Consider the following 17664-nt stretch of genomic DNA (forward strand, 5'->3'; position numbering starts at 1 on the left):
CCTGATTTTGGCAGTCAAATCGGCTATCACAAAACAAGGATAAGGTAATTCAGTGAAGAAAATCATTTGTCTGGTCATTACGCTGTTGATGACACTCCCCGCTTACGCGAAGTTAACTGCCCACGAAGAAGCCCGCATCAACGCCATGCTGGAGGGATTAGCACAGAAAAAGGATTTGATATTTGTGCGTAACGGCGATGAACATACCTGTGATGAAGCAGTTTCGCATCTGAAGTTGAAGCTCGGCAACACGCGCAACCGCATTGATACCGCCGAGCAGTTTATTGATAAGGTTGCCTCGTCATCATCAATTACCGGTAAGCCTTACATCGTGAAGATGCCCGGTAAGAGCGATGAAAATGCGCAACCTTTTTTACATGCGTTAATTGCGCAGACGGATACAACGGTGCCGTCAAATCCCTGAGCCCTGGCTAAAGTGCTCCTCACCAAATACCCCAGTGGAAAGGTAGCGATCGCCGCGATCGCAAATGATCGCCACCACCACCGCACCGGGGTTGGCTTTTGCCACGCGTATCGCGCCAGCAACCGCGCCGCCAGAGCTTACGCCGCAGAAAATCCCTTCGCGCACCGCCAGTTCACGCATGGTGTTTTCTGCATCGCGCTGATGAATATCCAGCACCTCATCCACCAGAGAAGCGTTGAAAATCCCTGGCATATACTCCGCCGGCCAGCGGCGAATGCCCGGAATACTGCTGCCCTCTTCCGGCTGTAGGCCGACAATCGTCACCGGTTTGGATTGCTCGCGCATAAAGCGTGACACGCCGGTGATGGTGCCAGTCGTCCCCATGCTGGAAACAAAATGCGTAATACGACCTCCAGTTTGCTGCCAGATTTCCGGCCCGGTGGTGGTGTAATGGGCGTAGGGATTGTCAGGATTGTTAAACTGATCGAGTAGTTTACCTTCACCACGATTCGCCATCTCCAGCGCCAGATCGCGTGCCCCTTCCATGCCCTGCTCTTTGGTGACCAGAATCAGCTCCGCACCGTAGGCACGCATCGCCGCACGGCGTTCCTGGCTCATGTTGTCGGGCATCAGCAATTTCATGCGATAGCCTTTAAGCGCGGCAATCATTGCCAGCGCAATGCCTGTGTTACCACTGGTGGCTTCGATTAACACATCACCCGGTTTGATTTCCCCGCGCTTTTCCGCCTCGACAATCATCGATAGCGCGGCACGATCTTTCACCGAACCAGCCGGATTATTGCCTTCCAGTTTTAACCAGACTTCACTGCCGTTGTCCGGCCCCATTCGCTGTAATTTCACCAGAGGCGTATTGCCAATTGTTTGTTCTAATGTACTCACGTTCTCTATCCATACGTGGTGTTACCTGATGCGACGCTTGCGCGTCTTATCAGGCCTACACCATTAAAAAGCCCGGATCGCGGGATGCGCCTCCGGGCGTTTAACATTCATTCAACCTATCAGGCGCTTTGCGCGAGAGCAAGTTCCTCATCGCGGGTTTCAATACGCTCGTCGCCGTTATACAGCCGCGCATGTTGCAGCCCAACGAACAAACGATCGCCGCGCACCGGCGCATCATCGCCACGCATCACCACGGTAAGCGGGTCTTCATACCACCCCAGCGGCTGCACAACTAATTGGGTGTAGTGGCCTTTCGGGCTGGCTTCCAGTACCTGTACCGGCAGCGGCGAATCGAGGCTGGTACGGCGGCTGATATCCACTTCCCACGGGCGCAGGAAAAGATCCACTGGCCCCTGATACGCAGGCGTGTAGCCCAGCGGCCAGCGATGTGCGCCAACGTGGAACTGCCCGCCGCGAATCGTTCCCTGCAGGCGGTTTACTTCGCCCATAAACTCGAGCACAAAACGGGTCGCCGGTTCGCGCCATACCTGATCCGGTTCATCGGCCTGTTCGATATTGCCCTGGCTCATCACCACCACGCGGTTGGCGACTTCCATCGCCTCTTCCTGGTCGTGAGTGACGAACACGCTGGTGAATTTCAGTTCTTCGTGGAGTTGACGCAGCCAGCGACGCAGCTCTTTACGCACCTGCGCATCCAGCGCGCCAAACGGTTCATCAAGCAGCAGAATTTGCGGTTCTACAGCCAGCGCGCGCGCCAGCGCCACACGCTGTTTCTGGCCGCCGGAAAGCTGCGCCGGATAACGATCCGCCAGATGAGCAAGCTGCACCATTTCCAGCAATTTTGTCACTTTCGCTTTGATCGTCGCGGCATTCGGGCGCTCGCGACGCGGCAGCACCGTCAGGCCAAAAGCGATATTGTCGAATACCGTCATATGGCGGAACAGCGCGTAATGCTGGAACACGAAACCGACTTTACGATCGCGGGCGTGCAGGCGGCTAACGTCGGTACCGTGAAAGCGAATATGCCCGCTGGTTTGATGCTCCAGCCCGGCAATAATGCGCAGCAGCGTGGTTTTCCCGGAACCGGACGGCCCCAGCAACGCGACCATCTGACCAGAAGGAATATCCAGTGAGATATCGTTCAGCACCTGGGTGCGACCAAACGACTTCTTAATATTGGCAATCTCAATGCTCATGATGTTCCTCCTGCTGCGCGCGTTTTTCCTGATTCTCCAGGCGCCACTGCAACATACTCTTTAAAAACAGGGTGATAATCGCCATCAGCGTCAACAGCGCGGCGGCGGTAAAGGAGCCGACTGTGTTGTAGTCCTGCTCCAGCAATTCAATCTGTAACGGCAGCGAAAGTGTTTCGCCACGAATCGAGCCGGAAACCACCGACACCGCGCCAAACTCGCCAATCGCGCGGGCGTTGGTCAGCACTACGCCATAAAGCAGCGCCCAGCGGATGTTCGGCAATGTGACGCGGCGGAACATCTGCCAACCGGACGCGCCAAGCAAAATCGCCGCTTCGTCTTCCTGGCTACCCTGGCTTAACATCACTGGCACCAGCTCGCGCACCACAAACGGACACGTCACGAAGATGGTCACCAGTACCATTCCCGGCCAGGAGAACATAATTTGCAGATTATGTTCATCCAGCCAGCCGCCCAGCGGGCCGTTAGAGCCGTAAAACAACAGATACACCAGACCGGCAACCACCGGCGACACGGCAAACGGAATATCCAGCAGCGTCAGCAGCAACTGGCGTCCGGGGAAGTTAAAGCGCGTCACCAGCCACGCCAGCAGAATGCCGAACACCAGATTTACCGGCACGGCAATCAACGCAATCATCACCGTCAGCCAGATAGCGTGCAGCATGTCCGGATCGGCCAGATTTTGTAAAACCGGCATCAGACCTTTACTGAACGCATGCACGAAGATGTAAATCATCGGCACCAGCAGGATGAACGCCGAAACCAGCATCCCGATGCCAATCAGAAACCATTTGCCCCAGTTAATCGGGCGCGCGCCATAACGCTTCAATTGTGTCACTTCCGCCATTAATGACCTACCACACGCCGACCAAAGCGACTTTGCAGAGTGTTAATTGAGAACAGCAGCAGCAGGGATGCCGCGAGGATCACCGAAGCAATCGCGCTCGCCGCCGGGTAATCAAACTCCTGCAAGCGCACAAAGATCATCAGCGACGTCACTTCTGTCTTCCAGGCGATATTCCCGGCGATAAAAATCACCGCGCCAAATTCACCAAGACTACGGGTAAACGACAGAGCCACGCCCGCCACCAGCGCCGGAGAAAGTTCCGGCAGCACCACTTTGCAGAAGCTCTGCCAGCGCGTTGCACCAAGCGTTTCCGCCGCTTCTTCATATTCCGGGCCTAACTCTTCCAGCACCGGCTGCACGGTACGCACCACAAACGGAATGCTGGTAAAGGCCATCGCCACCGCAATCCCAAGCCAGGTATAGGTGACTTTGATATCAAACTTCGCCAGCCATTCACCGTAAAAACCGTTTACGGAAAAGAGCGAGGCCAGCGTCAGACCAGCGACCGCCGTCGGCAGCGCGAACGGTAAATCCATCAGCGCATCAAGCAGCGTGCGGCCAGGGAAGCGATAGCGGGTTAAAATCCACGCCATCAGCAGGCCGAAAACGCCGTTAAAAATTGATGCCACAAACGCCGACAGCAGCGTCACTTTGTAGGCCGCGACCACCTGCGGGTTGGTGATCACCTCCCAGTACTGCGCCCAGCTCATCTGGGCCAGCTGCATCACCAGCGCGGAGAGCGGCAGCAGCAAAATCAGGCACACAAACAGCAGACTGGTGCCGAGGCTTAAGGTAAAGCCCGGCAGCACACGTCTGGAAGAGACAGCAAACATCAGTTACGCCCCGCCGCTAACAGCTTGTCTAACTCGCCGCCGCTGGTGAAGTGGGTTTTCATCACTTCCGGCCAGGAGCCAAATTTGTCTTCCACGCGGAACAACTCGGTCTGCGGGAATTTGTCTTTCAGTTTGTCCATGACTTCCGGGTTGTTTACGCGGTAGTAATAGTCGGTGATGATGGTTTGCGCCTGCGGGCTGTAGAGCCAGTTCAGGTAGGCTTTTGCGGCTTTTTCCGTACCGTTGGCCTGCACGTTTTTATCGACCCACCCCACCGGGAATTCCGCCAGAATGTTGGTTTTCGGAATCACCACTTCAAAGCCCTGCGCTTCATATTGTTTACGAATGTTGTTCACTTCCGATTCAAAGCTAATCAGCACATCGCCCAGCCCGCGCTCGGCAAAGGTGGTGGTCGCGCCACGACCGCCGGTATCGAACACTTCAACGTTTTTCAGGAACTGAGTCATAAACTGTTCTGTTTTGGCTTTGTCACCACCGTCAGCTTTATCCGCTGCGCCCCATGCCGCCAGATAGGTGTAACGCGCGTTACCGGAGGTTTTCGGGTTCGGGAAAATCAGTTTCACGTCGGAGCGCACCAGGTCGTTCCAGTCGTGGATATTCTTCGGGTTACCCTTACGCACCAGGAAGCCCATGGTGGAGTAGAACGGCGAGCTATTATTCGGCAGGCGCGACTGCCAGTCCGCCGGGATCAGCTTGCCTTTGTCATGCAGGATTTGTACGTCGGTCACCTGGTTATAAGTGACAACGTCGGCTTTTAAGCCCTGCAAAATCGCCAGCGCCTGTTTTGATGACCCGGCATGAGATTGTTTAATTGTCAGTTTGTCGCCGCCGTTATCTTTTGCCCATTGTTGCTCAAACGGCGGATTCAGGGCGGCAAACAGCTCGCGGGAGACGTCATAAGAACTGTTCAGCAGTTCCGTTGCCTGTACATGGCCCACCAGCAGGAGAGAAGCGACCAGCGCGAGTGAGTTCTTTTTCAGTAAGTTAACGGCCATTGCGCACCCTTATAAATTTAATGACTTTCTAATAGCCATCATATTTATAACGGACATGAAAGGAGTAACGGTTTTATATACCGTTTGGTGATTTGGAAGTTGAAAAGGGAATAAGAACCGGGTTCAAGACGAAATCCTCCCCACTAACGCAGGGAGGAAACAGAGGTGAATCAGATGCCGACGCTGACCGTCTCCGGCAGAGTGCTGCCGCCATCAATCACATTCTGTGTACCGGTTAAATAGCTGGATTCATCCGATGCGAGGAAGGCTGCCAGTTCGCCGACTTCCAGCGGATCGGCGAGGCGACGCAGCGGGATTGCTTTCGCCATTTCAGTCAGCACCGATTCTGGATCTTCCGGGTTCGACTGGCGGGCAATGCTTTCCGCCATTGGCGTGCGGACGTATCCCGGGCAGATGGCGTTAACGCGAATACCGGATTGCGCGTACTCCACAGCCAGCGATTTAGTCAGGCCAACAATCGCCGCTTTCGTCAAGGCATACGCCGTTTCGCCAGGGTCCGCCACCATATCGCCAGTGACCGAAGACATCATCACAATGCGACCATCTTTGCGGGCAATCATCTCCGGCAGCACCGCCTTCGTGACGTTCCATACGCCTTTAATATTGATATCAATATGGAAATCGCGATCTTCATCGCTCATGTCGAGGAAACTGCCCAGACGACACACGCCTGCATTATTCACCAGGATATCAATGCGCCCTTCTTTTTCCTTCGCGCGCTTGATAGCTGCGGCTACCGACGCCGGGTCACGCACATCGGAGACAACAGCCGTACAGCGATGACCACGACCACACAGTTCGTCCGCCAGCTTTTCGATCTCAGGGGAGATATCCAGCAAGATTAGGTTTGCGCCATGACGTGCAAAAGTTCTGGCAATGCCTTCGCCAATTCCCTGCAATGCGCCCGTAATCAGTGCTGTCTTGCCCGTGAGTTTACCCATTTTAATGCTCTCCTTGTTAATACAGAGCGTTACACTCCATTCCCTCTGAAAATACAGGATAAACAAAATATTGCTGCGGATCAGCTCACTAATTCAGGAAAATCTCAATCCAGTCGCTGTTTTATGCATCACTTTAACCGTTGCGTCAGCTCGCTACTGCGCTCAATCATTTTCAATGACTCCACATCATTGAGTTGCACAAGGCCAACAAACAGTAAATCGGTAACAGAATTTTGCGCCGTGCGGGTGGACATCGACGAGCTACGCCATTCGGTTTCGCCGGAAACGGTATCGAGGGTGAAGTGCGCCAGCCGTCGCAGCGGGGAATCGGTTAACGAGGTAATGGCAATCACCGTTGCCCCCTGCTTTCGCGCTGCCTCAGCGCACAGGACAATCTCTTTTTTACTGCCGCTGTAAGAGATAGCGATTTGTACATCGCCTTTTTTCAACGCCTGGGAAACCGTGGCTTGTACGTGCGTGTCGGCCTCACAGGCCACGCGATAACCAATTTTCATCAGTTTGAATGAGAGATCGCGCCCCACCAGCGCCGACCCGCCCAGGCCCGTTATCTGGATAAACGGCGCTTTACTGATGACCTCAATGATTTTTTGCAGCCGCGCGTAATCGAGCAACGCGCAGGTCTGTTCCAGTGCCAGCTCTTTTTCGCGATTCAGTTTACGCGCAATCACTTCCAGCGAATCATCACTGGTAATCGAACTGTGCAAATGCAACGCCGTGGCGTTTTTTTTCTCCCGGTTGGCGCTATATTCGCCAATTAACGCCATACGCAATTCGGTAAAACCTTGCGCACCCAGTTTCTGAGCGAACTTCACAATACTCGACTGGCTAATACCGAGCTGTTTCGCCATATTTCGTGAAGAAACGGATTTCAGTTCGCTCACCCTGGCTTGCAGAAAGTCAGCTATTTTTTGCTCATTTTCAGTAAAGTCACTTTCTGCATTGCGTAATTTTGTCAGGTACAACATCTTCCACTCCCTCACCACATCCTGCGCGCAGCATAGCACACGGTTTTTGCCCTTTGACGCTCTTCACACTCTGTGATTTCAGACTCAATGATTCCTTTAAAACTAGCAAATCGAGATATATGATTCCATCAATATGCAATTATTTGATTGTGAATACTAAGGTCACCACTGATGCAACTTGAAAAGATGATTACCGAAGGCTCGAATGCCGCCTCGGCTGAAATTGACCGCGTTTCGACGCTGGAAATGTGCCGGATTATCAACGATGAAGATAAAACCGTACCACTCGCCGTTGAGCGCGTACTGCCGGATATTGCAGCGGCGATCGATGTTATTCACGCCCAGGTGAGCGGCGGCGGCCGTCTGATTTACATCGGTGCGGGGACTTCTGGTCGTCTGGGTATTCTTGATGCCAGTGAATGTCCGCCGACCTACGGCGTGAAACCGGGTCTGGTTGTGGGTTTGATTGCTGGCGGCGAATATGCCATTCAGCATGCGGTGGAAGGCGCTGAAGATAGCCGGGAAGGTGGTGTTAACGATCTGAAAAATATCAATTTAACCGCACAGGATGTGGTGGTCGGTATTGCCGCTAGCGGTCGTACGCCGTACGTGATTGCGGGGCTGGAATACGCACGCCATCTCGGTTGCCGCACGGTGGGAATTTCCTGTAATCCGGGAAGTGCTGTTTCCACCACAGCAGAGTTTGCCATTACGCCAGTTGTTGGGGCCGAAGTAGTCACTGGTTCTTCGCGGATGAAAGCAGGTACGGCGCAGAAACTGGTACTCAATATGCTCTCCACCGGGCTGATGATTAAATCCGGCAAAGTGTTCGGCAACCTGATGGTTGATGTGGTTGCCACCAACGAAAAACTGCACGTGCGCCAGGTCAATATCGTCAAAAACGCTACCGGATGTAGCGCAGAGCAAGCGGAAGCGGCATTGGTTGCCTGCGACCGCCATTGTAAAACGGCCATTGTGATGGTGCTGAAAAATCTCGATGCCGCTGAAGCTAAAAAACGCCTGGATCAACACGGCGGCTTTATTCGCAAAGCTCTGGAAAAGGAATAACCCATGGCTAAAGAGATCAGCAGTGAACTTCTGAACACCATTCTTACCCGGGTCGGTGGCCCGGGAAATATCGCCAGTTGTGGTAACTGTATGACGCGCCTGCGTCTGGGTGTACATGACAGTTCACTGGTTGATCCCGATATCAAAACTCTGGAAGGCGTAAAGGGCGTCATTTTGACCAGCGATCAGGTGCAGGTGGTTTTTGGGCCAGGCAAAGCGCATCGTGCCGCAAAAGCCATGAGCGAGTTACTGGGCGAAGCGCCCGTGCAGGATGCCGCAGAAATCGCCGCCCAGAACAAACGCCAGTTAAAAGCCAAACAAACTTCCGGTGTGCAACAATTTCTCGCCAAATTCGCCACCATCTTTACGCCGCTGATCCCCGGTTTTATTGCTGCGGGTCTGTTGCTTGGGATAGCGACGCTAATCGCCACAGTGATGCACGTTCCGGCAGATGCTCAGGGAACGCTGCCCGACGCGCTGAATTTTATGAAGGTGTTCAGCAAAGGTTTGTTCACCTTCCTGGTGATTCTGGTGGGCTATAACGCCGCCCAGGCGTTCGGCGGCACGGGCGTAAATGGCGCAATTATCGCCGCGCTCTTTTTGCTCGGTTATAACCCTGCTGCCACCACGGGTTACTACGCCGGATTTCACGATTTCTTCGGTCTGCCCATCGATCCGCGCGGCAATATTATCGGCGTGCTGATTGCCGCGTGGGCCTGCGCCCGCATCGAAAGCATGGTGCGGCGCTTTATGCCCGACGATCTCGACATGCTGTTGACCTCGTTAATCACCCTGCTGATCACCGCTACGCTTGCGTACCTGATAATTATGCCGCTGGGCGGCTGGCTGTTTGAAGGCATGTCGTGGCTATTTATGCACCTGAACAGTAATCCGTTCGGTTGTGCCGTATTAGCCGGGCTATTCCTGATCGCCGTGGTGTTTGGCGTGCATCAGGGCTTTATTCCTGTTTATCTGGCTTTAATGGACAGTCAGGGGTTCAACAGCTTATTTCCCATCCTTTCGATGGCGGGCGCGGGCCAGGTGGGCGCGGCGCTGGCGCTCTACTGGCGGTCGCAACCGCACAGTGCATTACGCAGTCAGGTGCGCGGGGCGATTATTCCCGGTCTGCTGGGCGTTGGCGAACCATTGATTTACGGCGTCACCCTGCCCCGCATGAAACCGTTTGTTACTGCTTGTACAGGCGGCGCGGCGGGCGGTTTGTTTATCGGGCTGATAGCCTGGTGGGGTCTGCCAATGGGCTTAAACAGCGCCTTCGGGCCGTCTGGTCTGGTGGCGCTGCCGCTGATGACTTCCGCACAAGGCATCCTTCCGGCAATGGCGGTATATGCAGGTGGGATTCTGGTGGCATGGGTTAGTGGGTTTATTTTCACCACGCTCTTTGGCTGCCGTAACATCAATCTGGACTGATTATGAAACGGACAATGCTCTATCTTTCTCTGCTCGCTGTCAGCTGTAGCGTCAGCGCCGCAAAATACCCTGTTCTGACAGAAAGTTCGCCAGAGAAAGCAGGGTTCAACGTCGAACGGCTTAACCAGATGGCGAACTGGATTAGCCAGCAAGTGGACGCCGGTTATCCGGGAGTAAGCCTGCTGATTATTAAAGATAATCAGATTGTGTATCGCAAAGCCTGGGGCGCGGCGAAAAAGTACGATGGCAGCGCGTTAATGGCGCAGCCTGTAAAAGCCACCACCGAGACGCTGTATGATCTGGCCTCAAACACCAAGATGTACGCCACTAACTTCGCTCTGCAAAAGCTAATGAGCGAAGGCAAGCTGCATCCTGACGATCGGATTGCGAAATATATTCCGGGGTTTGCCGATAACCCGAACGACACCATCAAAGGCAAAAACACGCTGCGGATAGCTGACCTGCTGCATCACAGCGGCGGTTTCCCGGCAGATCCACAATACCCTAATAAAGCGGTCGCAGGCGCGTTATATTCCCAGGATAAAGGCCAGACGCTGGAGATGATTAAGCGCACGCCGCTGGCGTATCAGCCCGGCAGCAAGCATATCTACAGCGATGTCGATTACATGCTGCTTGGATTTATCGTCGAGTCAGTTACCGGCCAGCCGCTTGACCGCTATGTTGAAGAGTCGATTTATCGCCCGCTCGGCCTGACGCACACAGTGTTTAATCCGCTACTGAAAGGCTTTAAACCGCAACAAATCGCTGCCACGGAACTGAACGGTAATACCCGCGATGGCGTGATCCACTTCCCGAATATCCGCACCACGACTCTCTGGGGTCAGGTACACGATGAAAAAGCCTTTTATTCGATGGGCGGCGTTTCCGGGCACGCTGGTTTGTTTTCCAATACCGGCGATATTGCCGTGTTAATGCAAACGATGCTGAACGGCGGTGGCTATGGCGATGTGAAGCTGTTCAGTGCAGAAACGGTGAAGATGTTTACCACCAGCTCTAAGGAAGACGCTACTTTTGGCCTCGGCTGGCGCGTCAATGGTAATGCCACCATGACACCGACGTTTGGCACGCTGGCAAGCCCGCAAACCTACGGTCACACGGGCTGGACCGGGACGGTAACCGTTATCGATCCGGTGAATCACATGGCGATTGTGATGTTAAGCAACAAGCCACATTCGCCAGTTGCCGATCCGCAAAAAAATCCCAATATGTTTGAAAGCGGTCAGTTGCCAATTGCAACTTATGGTTGGGTAGTTGATCAGGTGTATGCGGCGTTAAAGCAGAAGTAATAAAAAGGCCAGTCAGTAATATTACTGGCTGGCCTGAGAGTGCTGACAAACTCAAAACTGCCTGATGCGCTACGCTTATCAGGCCTACGCGGAGCCCGCAATATATTGAATTAGCAAGATTTCGTAAGCCGGATAAGGCGTTCACGCCGCATCCGGCGTGTACAACGCACACTTGGTCAACAATCTGAGGCCAGTCAATAATGTTACTGGCTGGCCTGAGAGTGCAGACAAACGCAAAACTGCCTGATGCGCTACGCTTATCAGGCCTACGTGGGCCCGCAATATATTGAATTAGCACGATTTCGTAGGCCGGATAAGGCGTTGACGCCGCATCCGGCGTGTACAACGCGCACTTGGTCAACAATCTGAGGCCAGTCAGTAATGTTACTGGCTGGCCTTTAATCAATGAATCAGAAACGCTTACAGCGCCATCAACTTGTCCAGCGACGGAGCGAAATAATAGCCGCCGGTAACCGGTTTGGTGAAACGCAACATCGCGTCTCGCTTACCATCGGTATCGCCAAACATGCTCAGCAGTTGCTGCTCAATGTTATGCAGACGTGCGCAATAAGCGCAGAAGTACAGGCCGTGCGTGCCACTGGCGGTGCCGTACGGCAGGCTCTGACGAACAATCTTCAGCCCTTTGCCATCTTCTTTCAGATCAACGCGGGTGAGGTGAGAGGTTTCCGGACGTTCGTCGCCGTCGATCTCTTCGTTGGCCTCTTTAGTACGGCCGATCATCATCTCCTGATCGTGAACGCTCATACGGTTGAGCTGCTTCAGGTTGTGCTCCCAACGCTGCACAAACACATAGCTGCCGCCCGCATCCACGCCATCTTTGATAACCGCCACTTCGCGACGCGTCTCTTCACCCGCCGGGTTTTCTGTACCGTCAACAAAGCCGCTCAGGTCACGCTCTTCCACCCAACGGAAACCGTGGATCTCTTCTTTCACTTCAATGCAATCACCAAAGGCTTCCATCGCCGCCTGGGCGACGGAGAAGTTTACGTCATGACGCAAAGAAAGAATGTGGATTAACACATCGAACTGAGTGGTCGGCGCAAGGCCTTTACCGTAGCCCGGAAAATCTTTCAGCTCTTCGGCGCCAACGCCGCCGCTCAGAGCACGCCAGGTATTGTTACCAAAGGCAACGACTGCACCAAGATGTGCGTCCGGGAATTTTGCTTCAAAAGTCGCCAGTTTGTCGGCAAATGTTTTACTGGCCGCACGCAGGGCATCAACTTCCCCTTTTACGTTGGCTTCGATCCAAATCGCCGCGCGGCAATGTTCTGGCAAAATGCCACTCTGAACCTGAGACATTGTTCCTCCTGAAAATAAGAATGCCACGCAATCCGTGGCATTGTTGGGCGCTATTTTACGTGTTTTTTGTGATTAGCGGTTTGCTCAGACGCAAATTAACGTCGCCAGATAATTTTACTGACTTTCCAGTTTTTCAAGGTATCGTCCGAAGGCATTAACCCTTCAGGGCCGCTCCATTCACCGCTGAACTGGTAGCTAATATGTTGACTGCCTTCAGCTTTACATTCGACAGCACGATCATCATTACCGTCTGCTTTTTGGCAATTGCCAAATGCTTTGCTGTAAAGGTCGCTAAACGGTGTACCAATTTTAACACCGGTGTCAGCAGGAATATTGCTATCTGAAACGTCAATGCGGCTGATTGTACCTTGATCACCGTTAATCACCATCGCCACGCTGTCGCCTTTCATCACTTCAAAAAAGCGCACAACATTACCGTTAGCGGTTTTCATTCCGCTGCGCAGGCGATAATCACCATCAAGTGCACCAGCAATAGCTTGTTCTTGTAATGGTGTGGACGCCGTTAATTCCCCCACGCCCTGCTCGCTCACTTTGGTAGAGGAACCAAACCAGTTCCACGGATTAGCGGCAGACCAGTTAACTGACGACATCGTGGAACAGCCAGTTAGCATCAACGGCATAGCGCATAACAATAAACGCAGCGATTTCATGTCACTTCCTTTGGTTATTCAATAACGTTGCTTGGAGTGCTAATTTGCAAAAAAGTGCCGCCAGAGGCTGATGACAAACACAAAATTGCCTGATGCGCTACGCTTATCAGGCCTACGTTTTCCTGCAATATATTGAATTTGCGAAATTTTGTAGGCCGGATAAGGCGTTCACGCCGCATCCGGCATAAACAAAGCGCACCTCTGCGTTATTCTTTTTCTTCATTAAAACAAGCGCGTAAACGTCGATTGGTCAAAAGCCAGATTAACGCCACAATATCCGCCACTACCAGCGCCAGACCAATACCGCTAATTGATTCACCGTTCAGCCACAGCCACGGTTGCCAACAAAGCAAAACGAGCTGCGCCAACAGCAACAGAAAATAGAGCACATGCCAGCAACGAGGAAACGTAGCACGCCGACCACTCAGCAAAAACGCCAGCACCGCTGGAATGCCTGGAATCAACCCCAGCCAGAAATTATCGTGATCGGGATAAAACAGATACAGCAACGCAGTACCCTGCTCACGCGACGCGCCGGCAATCACAAACAGCACCCACGTTCGCGCCTGGAGTAAAAGCACAAGCCAGAAGAGGAAGGGTAAACGCAGGCGTCCGTGCGCATCATAATAGACAGGATGAAACTCAGTACTCTTCATCTTCAATCAAACGCTTGCCCAGACTTAACACGTCGGCGTGTTCATATCCCAGACGTTCATACATCCCAAGCACCATGTCATTATCTTCCGGCACGTTGATCTGAATTTTCGGGCAGCCGCGGGCAATTAACTTTTTCTCCAGCCGATTAAGCAACGCGTTAGCAATGCCGCGCCCGCGAAACTCCGGATGCACGCCAAGATAATAAGCAGACCCACGATGCCCGTCATAACCGCCCATCACCGTTCCCACCACTTCACCGTTCACTTCCGCGACCAGGAACAAACTGACGTCATGGTTCATCTTGCGCTCGATGTCCATTTCCGGATCGTTCCACGGACGCAGCAAGTCGCAACGCTCCCAAAGGGTGATGACCTCTTCGAAATCTTCCTGGCGAAATACGCGTATCTCCATGGTATTGGTTACCTTTTTGGGGGTTAAAAGGGTGATTATGGCGTGAACGGTCGAATTAGCCAATATCTGACGAAAATCGGTTGAAAAAGTGGCATAATGGCACGTTGTCATTTATTGAAATGAAAAGTAAAACAATTCTCACCAGCAAACCGTCGTAACGGATTACGCGATACGATATAACATCTGGAACTTCATTATTACAACTCAGGCCGTATGAGCACTTTTAAACCACTAAAAACACTCACTTCGCGCCGCCAGGTGCTGAAAGCCGGATTGGCTGCCCTGACGTTGTCAGGAATGTCACAAGCCATCGCCAAAGAAGAACCTTTAAAAACCAGCAACGGACACACTAAGCCGAAAACCAAAAAAGCCGGGAGCAAGCGGGTAGTCGTTCTCGATCCAGGCCACGGCGGGATTGATACCGGGGCGATTGGCCGCAACGGGTCGAAAGAAAAACACGTGGTGCTGGCGATTGCCAAAAATGTCCGTTCCATATTGCGCAATCATGGTATTGATGCGCGGCTGACACGTTCTGGCGACACCTTTATTCCACTGTACGATCGCGTTGAAATCGCCCATAAACATGGTGCTGACCTGTTTATGTCAATTCACGCCGACGGTTTTACTAACCCGAAAGCTGCCGGAGCATCGGTCTTTGCCCTCTCTAACCGTGGCGCAAGTAGCGCGATGGCAAAATATTTGTCGGAACGCGAAAACCGTGCAGATGAAGTCGCCGGGAAAAAGGCGACCGACAGGGATCACCTATTGCAACAAGTGCTGTTTGATCTGGTGCAAACAGATACCATTAAAAACAGCCTGACGCTCGGCTCGCATATTCTGAAAAAGATTAAGCCGGTGCATAAACTGCACAGCCGCAATACTGAACAAGCCGCGTTTGTGGTGTTGAAATCACCGTCGGTTCCTTCGGTGCTGGTGGAAACCTCGTTTATCACTAACCCGGAAGAAGAGCAGCTGTTAGGCACGGCGGCGTTTCGCCAGAAAATCGCCACAGCGATTGCCGAAGGCGTGATCAGTTATTTTCACTGGTTTGACAACCAGAAAGCACACTCGAAAAAGCGGTAAGTTATGAAACCCGACGCACACCAGATTAAACAGTTTCTGCTCAACCTTCAGGATACGATTTGTCAGCAGCTGACCGCCGTCGATGGCGCAGAATTTATCGAAGATAGCTGGCAGCGTGAAGCGGGTGGCGGCGGGCGTAGTCGGGTGTTGCGTAATGGTGGTGTTTTCGAACAGGCGGGCGTCAACTTTTCTCACGTCCACGGCGACGCGATGCCCGCTTCCGCCACCGCTCATCGCCCGGAACTTGCCGGGCGCAGTTTCGAGGCGATGGGCGTTTCTTTAGTGGTGCACCCGCATAATCCGTATGTTCCCACCAGCCACGCTAACGTGCGCTTTTTTATGGCCGAAAAACCGGGTGCCGATCCCGTCTGGTGGTTTGGCGGTGGTTTTGACTTAACCCCTTTCTATGGTTTTGAAGAAGATGCCATTCACTGGCACCGCACCGCCCGCGACCTGTGCCAACCGTTTGGCGAAGATGTTTATCCACGCTACAAAAAGTGGTGCGACGATTATTTCTACCTCAAACATCGCAACGAACAGCGCGGCATTGGCGGACTGTTCTTTGATGATCTGAACACGCCAGACTTCGACCACTGTTTTGCCTTTATGCAGGCGGTAGGTAAAGGCTACATCGACGCTTATTTACCGATTGTTGAACGGCGTAAAGCAATGGAATACGGCGAACGCGAGCGCAATTTTCAGCTCTACCGTCGCGGTCGCTATGTCGAATTCAACCTGGTATGGGATCGCGGCACACTGTTTGGCTTACAAACTGGCGGGCGCACCGAGTCTATCCTGATGTCAATGCCACCACTGGTACGCTGGGAGTATGATTATCAGCCAAAAGATGGCAGTCCAGAAGCGGCGTTGAGTGAGTTTATTAAGGTCAGGGATTGGGTGTAACTCCCTTACCCCAACTCCTGCATCCGCTGATGCAACGTCAACGACGGCTTCTCGGCAAACAGTTGCTGGTAATCCGTAGCGAATTGCCCCAGATGCCAGAATCCCCACTGCATGGCGGCATCTTTTACCGTTGTGCTTTGCGACCACGGGCTTATCAGTTCACGGCGCACGGCGTTCAGGCGAATGCGTTTCAGCCACGCGTTCGGGCCAATACCTAAAATAGCGTGAAACGCGTTTTGTAGCGTGCGGCGGCTGACGTGCAGATGATTACATAAGTCCAGCACGGTTACCGGTTCGGACATGTTTTCCAGCACATATTCACGGGCGCGGGAAAGCAATCGGCGGTAACTCTGATGACTGATGCTTTGCGCCGTCACCATTGGCTGCGCTTCTTCCAGCATCGCCCCCATCGCCATTAGCAAATTATCACCAAGCACTTTACGCACCGCAGGCTGATGCAAATTCTCCGGGTTCTCGCAAAATGTCGCCAGAGCCTGTTGCACAAAACCCCACAAAGCGGCTTTATGCTGCTCTTTCACTTCCAGCGCCGACTGGTTACGCAGCATATGTAATACCCGATCCGGATTATGCAAAAAGTTAGCCTGCCGGGTAATGACATCTTCTGAAAGCACCACGCCAAGGATCGTGTAATCGTCTGGCGTACTCAGTTCAAACTCCGTGCCGCCAGGGCGCGTCGCAATTTCCGCGCTTCCCAGACATTGCGATCCAATGAATCCTTGTTCGCCGCGCGTCGCCGGAATGCCAAACCAGAACGAGTTCGGCCAGACCAGGCACGACTGGCGCAGCGCCAGACCGGTGTACTCACGAAAGACCTGAATATCATCGAGTAGAATTTCCGTAAATTCACCATGAAACTTGCCCGGATGCAGCTGATCGTAAATCTGCTGCCAGGCGGTAATCGTCAAAGCATGTTCATAGACATCCGTTGTCTGTCGTTGATGAACATTATCCACTTCGACCTTCGGCGTAAGCTTCAGGTTTTCGGATAAGGGTTCATGATAAAGATGGTGCAAATTGGCTGTACGGGTCTTTTTCATGATGTTAATGCCGGGTGTTATATGACACCCGGCACCTCCGACAGATTAATGGGACTTGAGACGATAACGACTGCTGCGTTTACGTAACGTCCCAGCAGAAAAGAGCTGTTCGAGCGCATTTCTGGCTTTTTCCAGCGGCCAGTCAAAGTGGGCAGCCACTTCTCCTGCCGTCATTCCCTGACGTACTGATGTTAACAGCGTCAACAACTCGTCAGGAGACTCCTCGACGATAGCAGGCACGCAGGGTTCCTTTCCAGGTTGCTTCGGCTGGCGGTTAAAGCCACCAATCAGCCACTGGGTGTCATCATCTGGCCGACCGATTTCTTTACGGCTGATGACACGCCCGGTACGCATCGCAGCAGCACAACCTGCGTCCAGCGCCGCACGACACGCCTCCAGATCGCCTTCCACCACCAGCGTTAACCGGCCAGGGTCAAGCACTTCATGACTCAGCAGACGCACGTTAGCCGCTTTCAGCATCGCATCCGCCGCATCGATTGCGGCGACCATGCCGTCCACTTCCAGCAATCCCAGTGCATTGATCATCAGCAACCT

Annotated in this window: 19 protein-coding genes; 6 read left to right on the forward strand and 13 right to left on the reverse strand. The window is 53.1% G+C overall.

Features of this window, described 5'->3' with window-relative positions; genetic code table 11:
- Positions 1 to 52 precede the first annotated feature (52 nt).
- Positions 53 to 424 carry a YfeK family protein gene (locus tag D9742_RS18785; RefSeq protein ID WP_130237859.1) on the forward strand — a complete coding sequence of 124 codons (372 nt, stop codon included), beginning with the start codon at positions 53 to 55 and terminating at the stop codon, positions 422 to 424.
- On the opposite strand, the gene cysM is transcribed toward D9742_RS18785, so the two are convergent.
- The 7 genes from cysM to murR form a co-directional block, all read right to left on the reverse strand.
- Complete coding sequence (gene cysM / locus D9742_RS18790; protein WP_130237860.1) at positions 413 to 1324, reverse strand: cysteine synthase B; 912 nt, start codon at positions 1322 to 1324, stop codon at positions 413 to 415. The genes D9742_RS18785 and cysM overlap by 12 nt on opposite strands.
- A 119-nt stretch (positions 1325 to 1443) precedes the next feature.
- A complete protein-coding gene (cysA, locus tag D9742_RS18795) occupies positions 1444 to 2541 on the reverse strand; it encodes a sulfate/thiosulfate ABC transporter ATP-binding protein CysA (RefSeq protein WP_130237861.1) in 1098 nt (365 codons plus the stop codon).
- Positions 2531 to 3406, reverse strand: a complete 876-nt coding sequence (cysW, locus tag D9742_RS18800; protein ID WP_130237862.1) for a sulfate/thiosulfate ABC transporter permease CysW — start codon at positions 3404 to 3406, stop codon at positions 2531 to 2533. The genes cysA and cysW overlap by 11 nt, the downstream gene beginning before the upstream one ends.
- Complete coding sequence (gene cysT / locus D9742_RS18805; protein ID WP_000458406.1) at positions 3406 to 4239, reverse strand: sulfate/thiosulfate ABC transporter permease CysT; 834 nt, start codon at positions 4237 to 4239, stop codon at positions 3406 to 3408. The genes cysW and cysT overlap by 1 nt, the downstream gene beginning before the upstream one ends.
- Positions 4239 to 5255 (reverse strand): thiosulfate/sulfate ABC transporter substrate-binding protein CysP, encoded by a 1017-nt coding sequence (gene cysP / locus D9742_RS18810; protein ID WP_130237863.1) that lies wholly within the window; start codon positions 5253 to 5255, stop codon positions 4239 to 4241. Before cysP ends, cysT begins: the two co-directional genes overlap by 1 nt.
- A 170-nt stretch (positions 5256 to 5425) precedes the next feature.
- Positions 5426 to 6217, reverse strand: coding sequence for an SDR family oxidoreductase UcpA (gene ucpA / locus D9742_RS18815; RefSeq protein ID WP_130237864.1), 792 nt, complete (start codon positions 6215 to 6217; stop codon positions 5426 to 5428).
- Between the two features lie 128 nt (positions 6218 to 6345).
- Positions 6346 to 7203 carry an HTH-type transcriptional regulator MurR gene (murR, locus tag D9742_RS18820; protein WP_130237865.1) on the reverse strand — a complete coding sequence of 286 codons (858 nt, stop codon included), beginning with the start codon at positions 7201 to 7203 and terminating at the stop codon, positions 6346 to 6348.
- Between the two features lie 171 nt (positions 7204 to 7374).
- Between murR and murQ the strand changes: the two genes are divergently transcribed.
- The 3 genes from murQ to pbp4b are packed head-to-tail and all read left to right on the forward strand — an operon-like array spanning position 7375 to position 11006.
- The gene (gene murQ, locus D9742_RS18825) at positions 7375 to 8271 is read left to right on the forward strand and encodes an N-acetylmuramic acid 6-phosphate etherase (protein ID WP_130237866.1); all 897 of its coding nucleotides are present in this window, start codon (positions 7375 to 7377) and stop codon (positions 8269 to 8271) included.
- A 3-nt stretch (positions 8272 to 8274) separates the two neighbouring features.
- Positions 8275 to 9699, forward strand: a complete 1425-nt coding sequence (gene murP, locus D9742_RS18830; protein WP_130237867.1) for a PTS N-acetylmuramic acid transporter subunit IIBC — start codon at positions 8275 to 8277, stop codon at positions 9697 to 9699.
- Between the two features lie 2 nt (positions 9700 to 9701).
- Positions 9702 to 11006, forward strand: a complete 1305-nt coding sequence (pbp4b, locus tag D9742_RS18835) for a penicillin binding protein PBP4B (protein WP_130237868.1) — start codon at positions 9702 to 9704, stop codon at positions 11004 to 11006.
- Positions 11007 to 11426: 420 nt separating this feature from the next.
- On the opposite strand, the gene yfeX is transcribed toward pbp4b, so the two are convergent.
- The 4 genes from yfeX to D9742_RS18855 form a co-directional block, all read right to left on the reverse strand.
- The gene (yfeX, locus tag D9742_RS18840) at positions 11427 to 12326 is read right to left on the reverse strand and encodes a porphyrinogen peroxidase (protein ID WP_000084590.1); all 900 of its coding nucleotides are present in this window, start codon (positions 12324 to 12326) and stop codon (positions 11427 to 11429) included.
- Positions 12327 to 12421: 95 nt separating this feature from the next.
- Positions 12422 to 12997 (reverse strand): RpoE-regulated lipoprotein, encoded by a 576-nt coding sequence (locus tag D9742_RS18845; protein ID WP_130237869.1) that lies wholly within the window; start codon positions 12995 to 12997, stop codon positions 12422 to 12424.
- Between the two features lie 206 nt (positions 12998 to 13203).
- Entirely contained in the window at positions 13204 to 13653 is a 450-nt protein-coding gene (locus D9742_RS18850; protein ID WP_130237870.1) for a DUF2919 domain-containing protein, read from the reverse strand.
- Positions 13640 to 14065, reverse strand: coding sequence for a GNAT family acetyltransferase (locus D9742_RS18855; protein WP_000406000.1), 426 nt, complete (start codon positions 14063 to 14065; stop codon positions 13640 to 13642). The genes D9742_RS18850 and D9742_RS18855 overlap by 14 nt, the downstream gene beginning before the upstream one ends.
- A 213-nt stretch (positions 14066 to 14278) precedes the next feature.
- Between D9742_RS18855 and amiA the strand changes: the two genes are divergently transcribed.
- On the forward strand, positions 14279 to 15148 hold the full coding sequence (amiA, locus tag D9742_RS18860; RefSeq protein WP_130237871.1) for an N-acetylmuramoyl-L-alanine amidase AmiA: 870 nt from the start codon (positions 14279 to 14281) through the stop codon (positions 15146 to 15148).
- A gap of 3 nt (positions 15149 to 15151) precedes the next feature.
- Positions 15152 to 16051 carry an oxygen-dependent coproporphyrinogen oxidase gene (gene hemF / locus D9742_RS18865; RefSeq protein WP_130237872.1) on the forward strand — a complete coding sequence of 300 codons (900 nt, stop codon included), beginning with the start codon at positions 15152 to 15154 and terminating at the stop codon, positions 16049 to 16051.
- Between the two features lie 5 nt (positions 16052 to 16056).
- Here the strand turns inward: hemF and eutR are convergent, their stop codons facing one another.
- Together eutR and eutK are read right to left on the reverse strand one after the other, a co-directional pair.
- Entirely contained in the window at positions 16057 to 17109 is a 1053-nt protein-coding gene (gene eutR, locus D9742_RS18870; RefSeq protein ID WP_130237873.1) for an HTH-type transcriptional regulator EutR, read from the reverse strand.
- A 45-nt stretch (positions 17110 to 17154) separates the two neighbouring features.
- Complete coding sequence (eutK, locus tag D9742_RS18875; RefSeq protein WP_130237874.1) at positions 17155 to 17655, reverse strand: ethanolamine utilization microcompartment protein EutK; 501 nt, start codon at positions 17653 to 17655, stop codon at positions 17155 to 17157.
- Positions 17656 to 17664 lie beyond the last annotated feature (9 nt).

It is taken from the genome of Escherichia sp. E1V33, assembly GCF_004211955.1.
Classification (GTDB): Bacteria; Pseudomonadota; Gammaproteobacteria; order Enterobacterales; family Enterobacteriaceae; genus Escherichia.

What these genes read in the sequence shown, in the direction of transcription:
- cysA (WP_130237861.1), bottom strand. Translation starts at nt 2,541, where the DNA reads ATGAGCATTGAGATTGCCAATATTAAGAAGTCGTTTGGTCGCACCCAG.
- cysW (WP_130237862.1), bottom strand. Translation starts at nt 3,406, where the DNA reads ATGGCGGAAGTGACACAATTGAAGCGTTATGGCGCGCGCCCGATTAAC.
- cysT (WP_000458406.1), bottom strand. Translation starts at nt 4,239, where the DNA reads ATGTTTGCTGTCTCTTCCAGACGTGTGCTGCCGGGCTTTACCTTAAGC.
- cysP (WP_130237863.1), bottom strand. Translation starts at nt 5,255, where the DNA reads ATGGCCGTTAACTTACTGAAAAAGAACTCACTCGCGCTGGTCGCTTCT.
- ucpA (WP_130237864.1), bottom strand. Translation starts at nt 6,217, where the DNA reads ATGGGTAAACTCACGGGCAAGACAGCACTGATTACGGGCGCATTGCAG.
- murR (WP_130237865.1), bottom strand. Translation starts at nt 7,203, where the DNA reads ATGTTGTACCTGACAAAATTACGCAATGCAGAAAGTGACTTTACTGAA.
- murQ (WP_130237866.1), top strand. Translation starts at nt 7,375, where the DNA reads ATGCAACTTGAAAAGATGATTACCGAAGGCTCGAATGCCGCCTCGGCT.
- murP (WP_130237867.1), top strand. Translation starts at nt 8,275, where the DNA reads ATGGCTAAAGAGATCAGCAGTGAACTTCTGAACACCATTCTTACCCGG.
- pbp4b (WP_130237868.1), top strand. Translation starts at nt 9,702, where the DNA reads ATGAAACGGACAATGCTCTATCTTTCTCTGCTCGCTGTCAGCTGTAGC.
- yfeX (WP_000084590.1), bottom strand. Translation starts at nt 12,326, where the DNA reads ATGTCTCAGGTTCAGAGTGGCATTTTGCCAGAACATTGCCGCGCGGCG.
- D9742_RS18845 (WP_130237869.1), bottom strand. Translation starts at nt 12,997, where the DNA reads ATGAAATCGCTGCGTTTATTGTTATGCGCTATGCCGTTGATGCTAACT.
- D9742_RS18850 (WP_130237870.1), bottom strand. Translation starts at nt 13,653, where the DNA reads ATGAAGAGTACTGAGTTTCATCCTGTCTATTATGATGCGCACGGACGC.
- D9742_RS18855 (WP_000406000.1), bottom strand. Translation starts at nt 14,065, where the DNA reads ATGGAGATACGCGTATTTCGCCAGGAAGATTTCGAAGAGGTCATCACC.
- amiA (WP_130237871.1), top strand. Translation starts at nt 14,279, where the DNA reads ATGAGCACTTTTAAACCACTAAAAACACTCACTTCGCGCCGCCAGGTG.
- hemF (WP_130237872.1), top strand. Translation starts at nt 15,152, where the DNA reads ATGAAACCCGACGCACACCAGATTAAACAGTTTCTGCTCAACCTTCAG.
- eutR (WP_130237873.1), bottom strand. Translation starts at nt 17,109, where the DNA reads ATGAAAAAGACCCGTACAGCCAATTTGCACCATCTTTATCATGAACCC.
- eutK (WP_130237874.1), bottom strand. Translation starts at nt 17,655, where the DNA reads ATGATCAATGCACTGGGATTGCTGGAAGTGGACGGCATGGTCGCCGCA.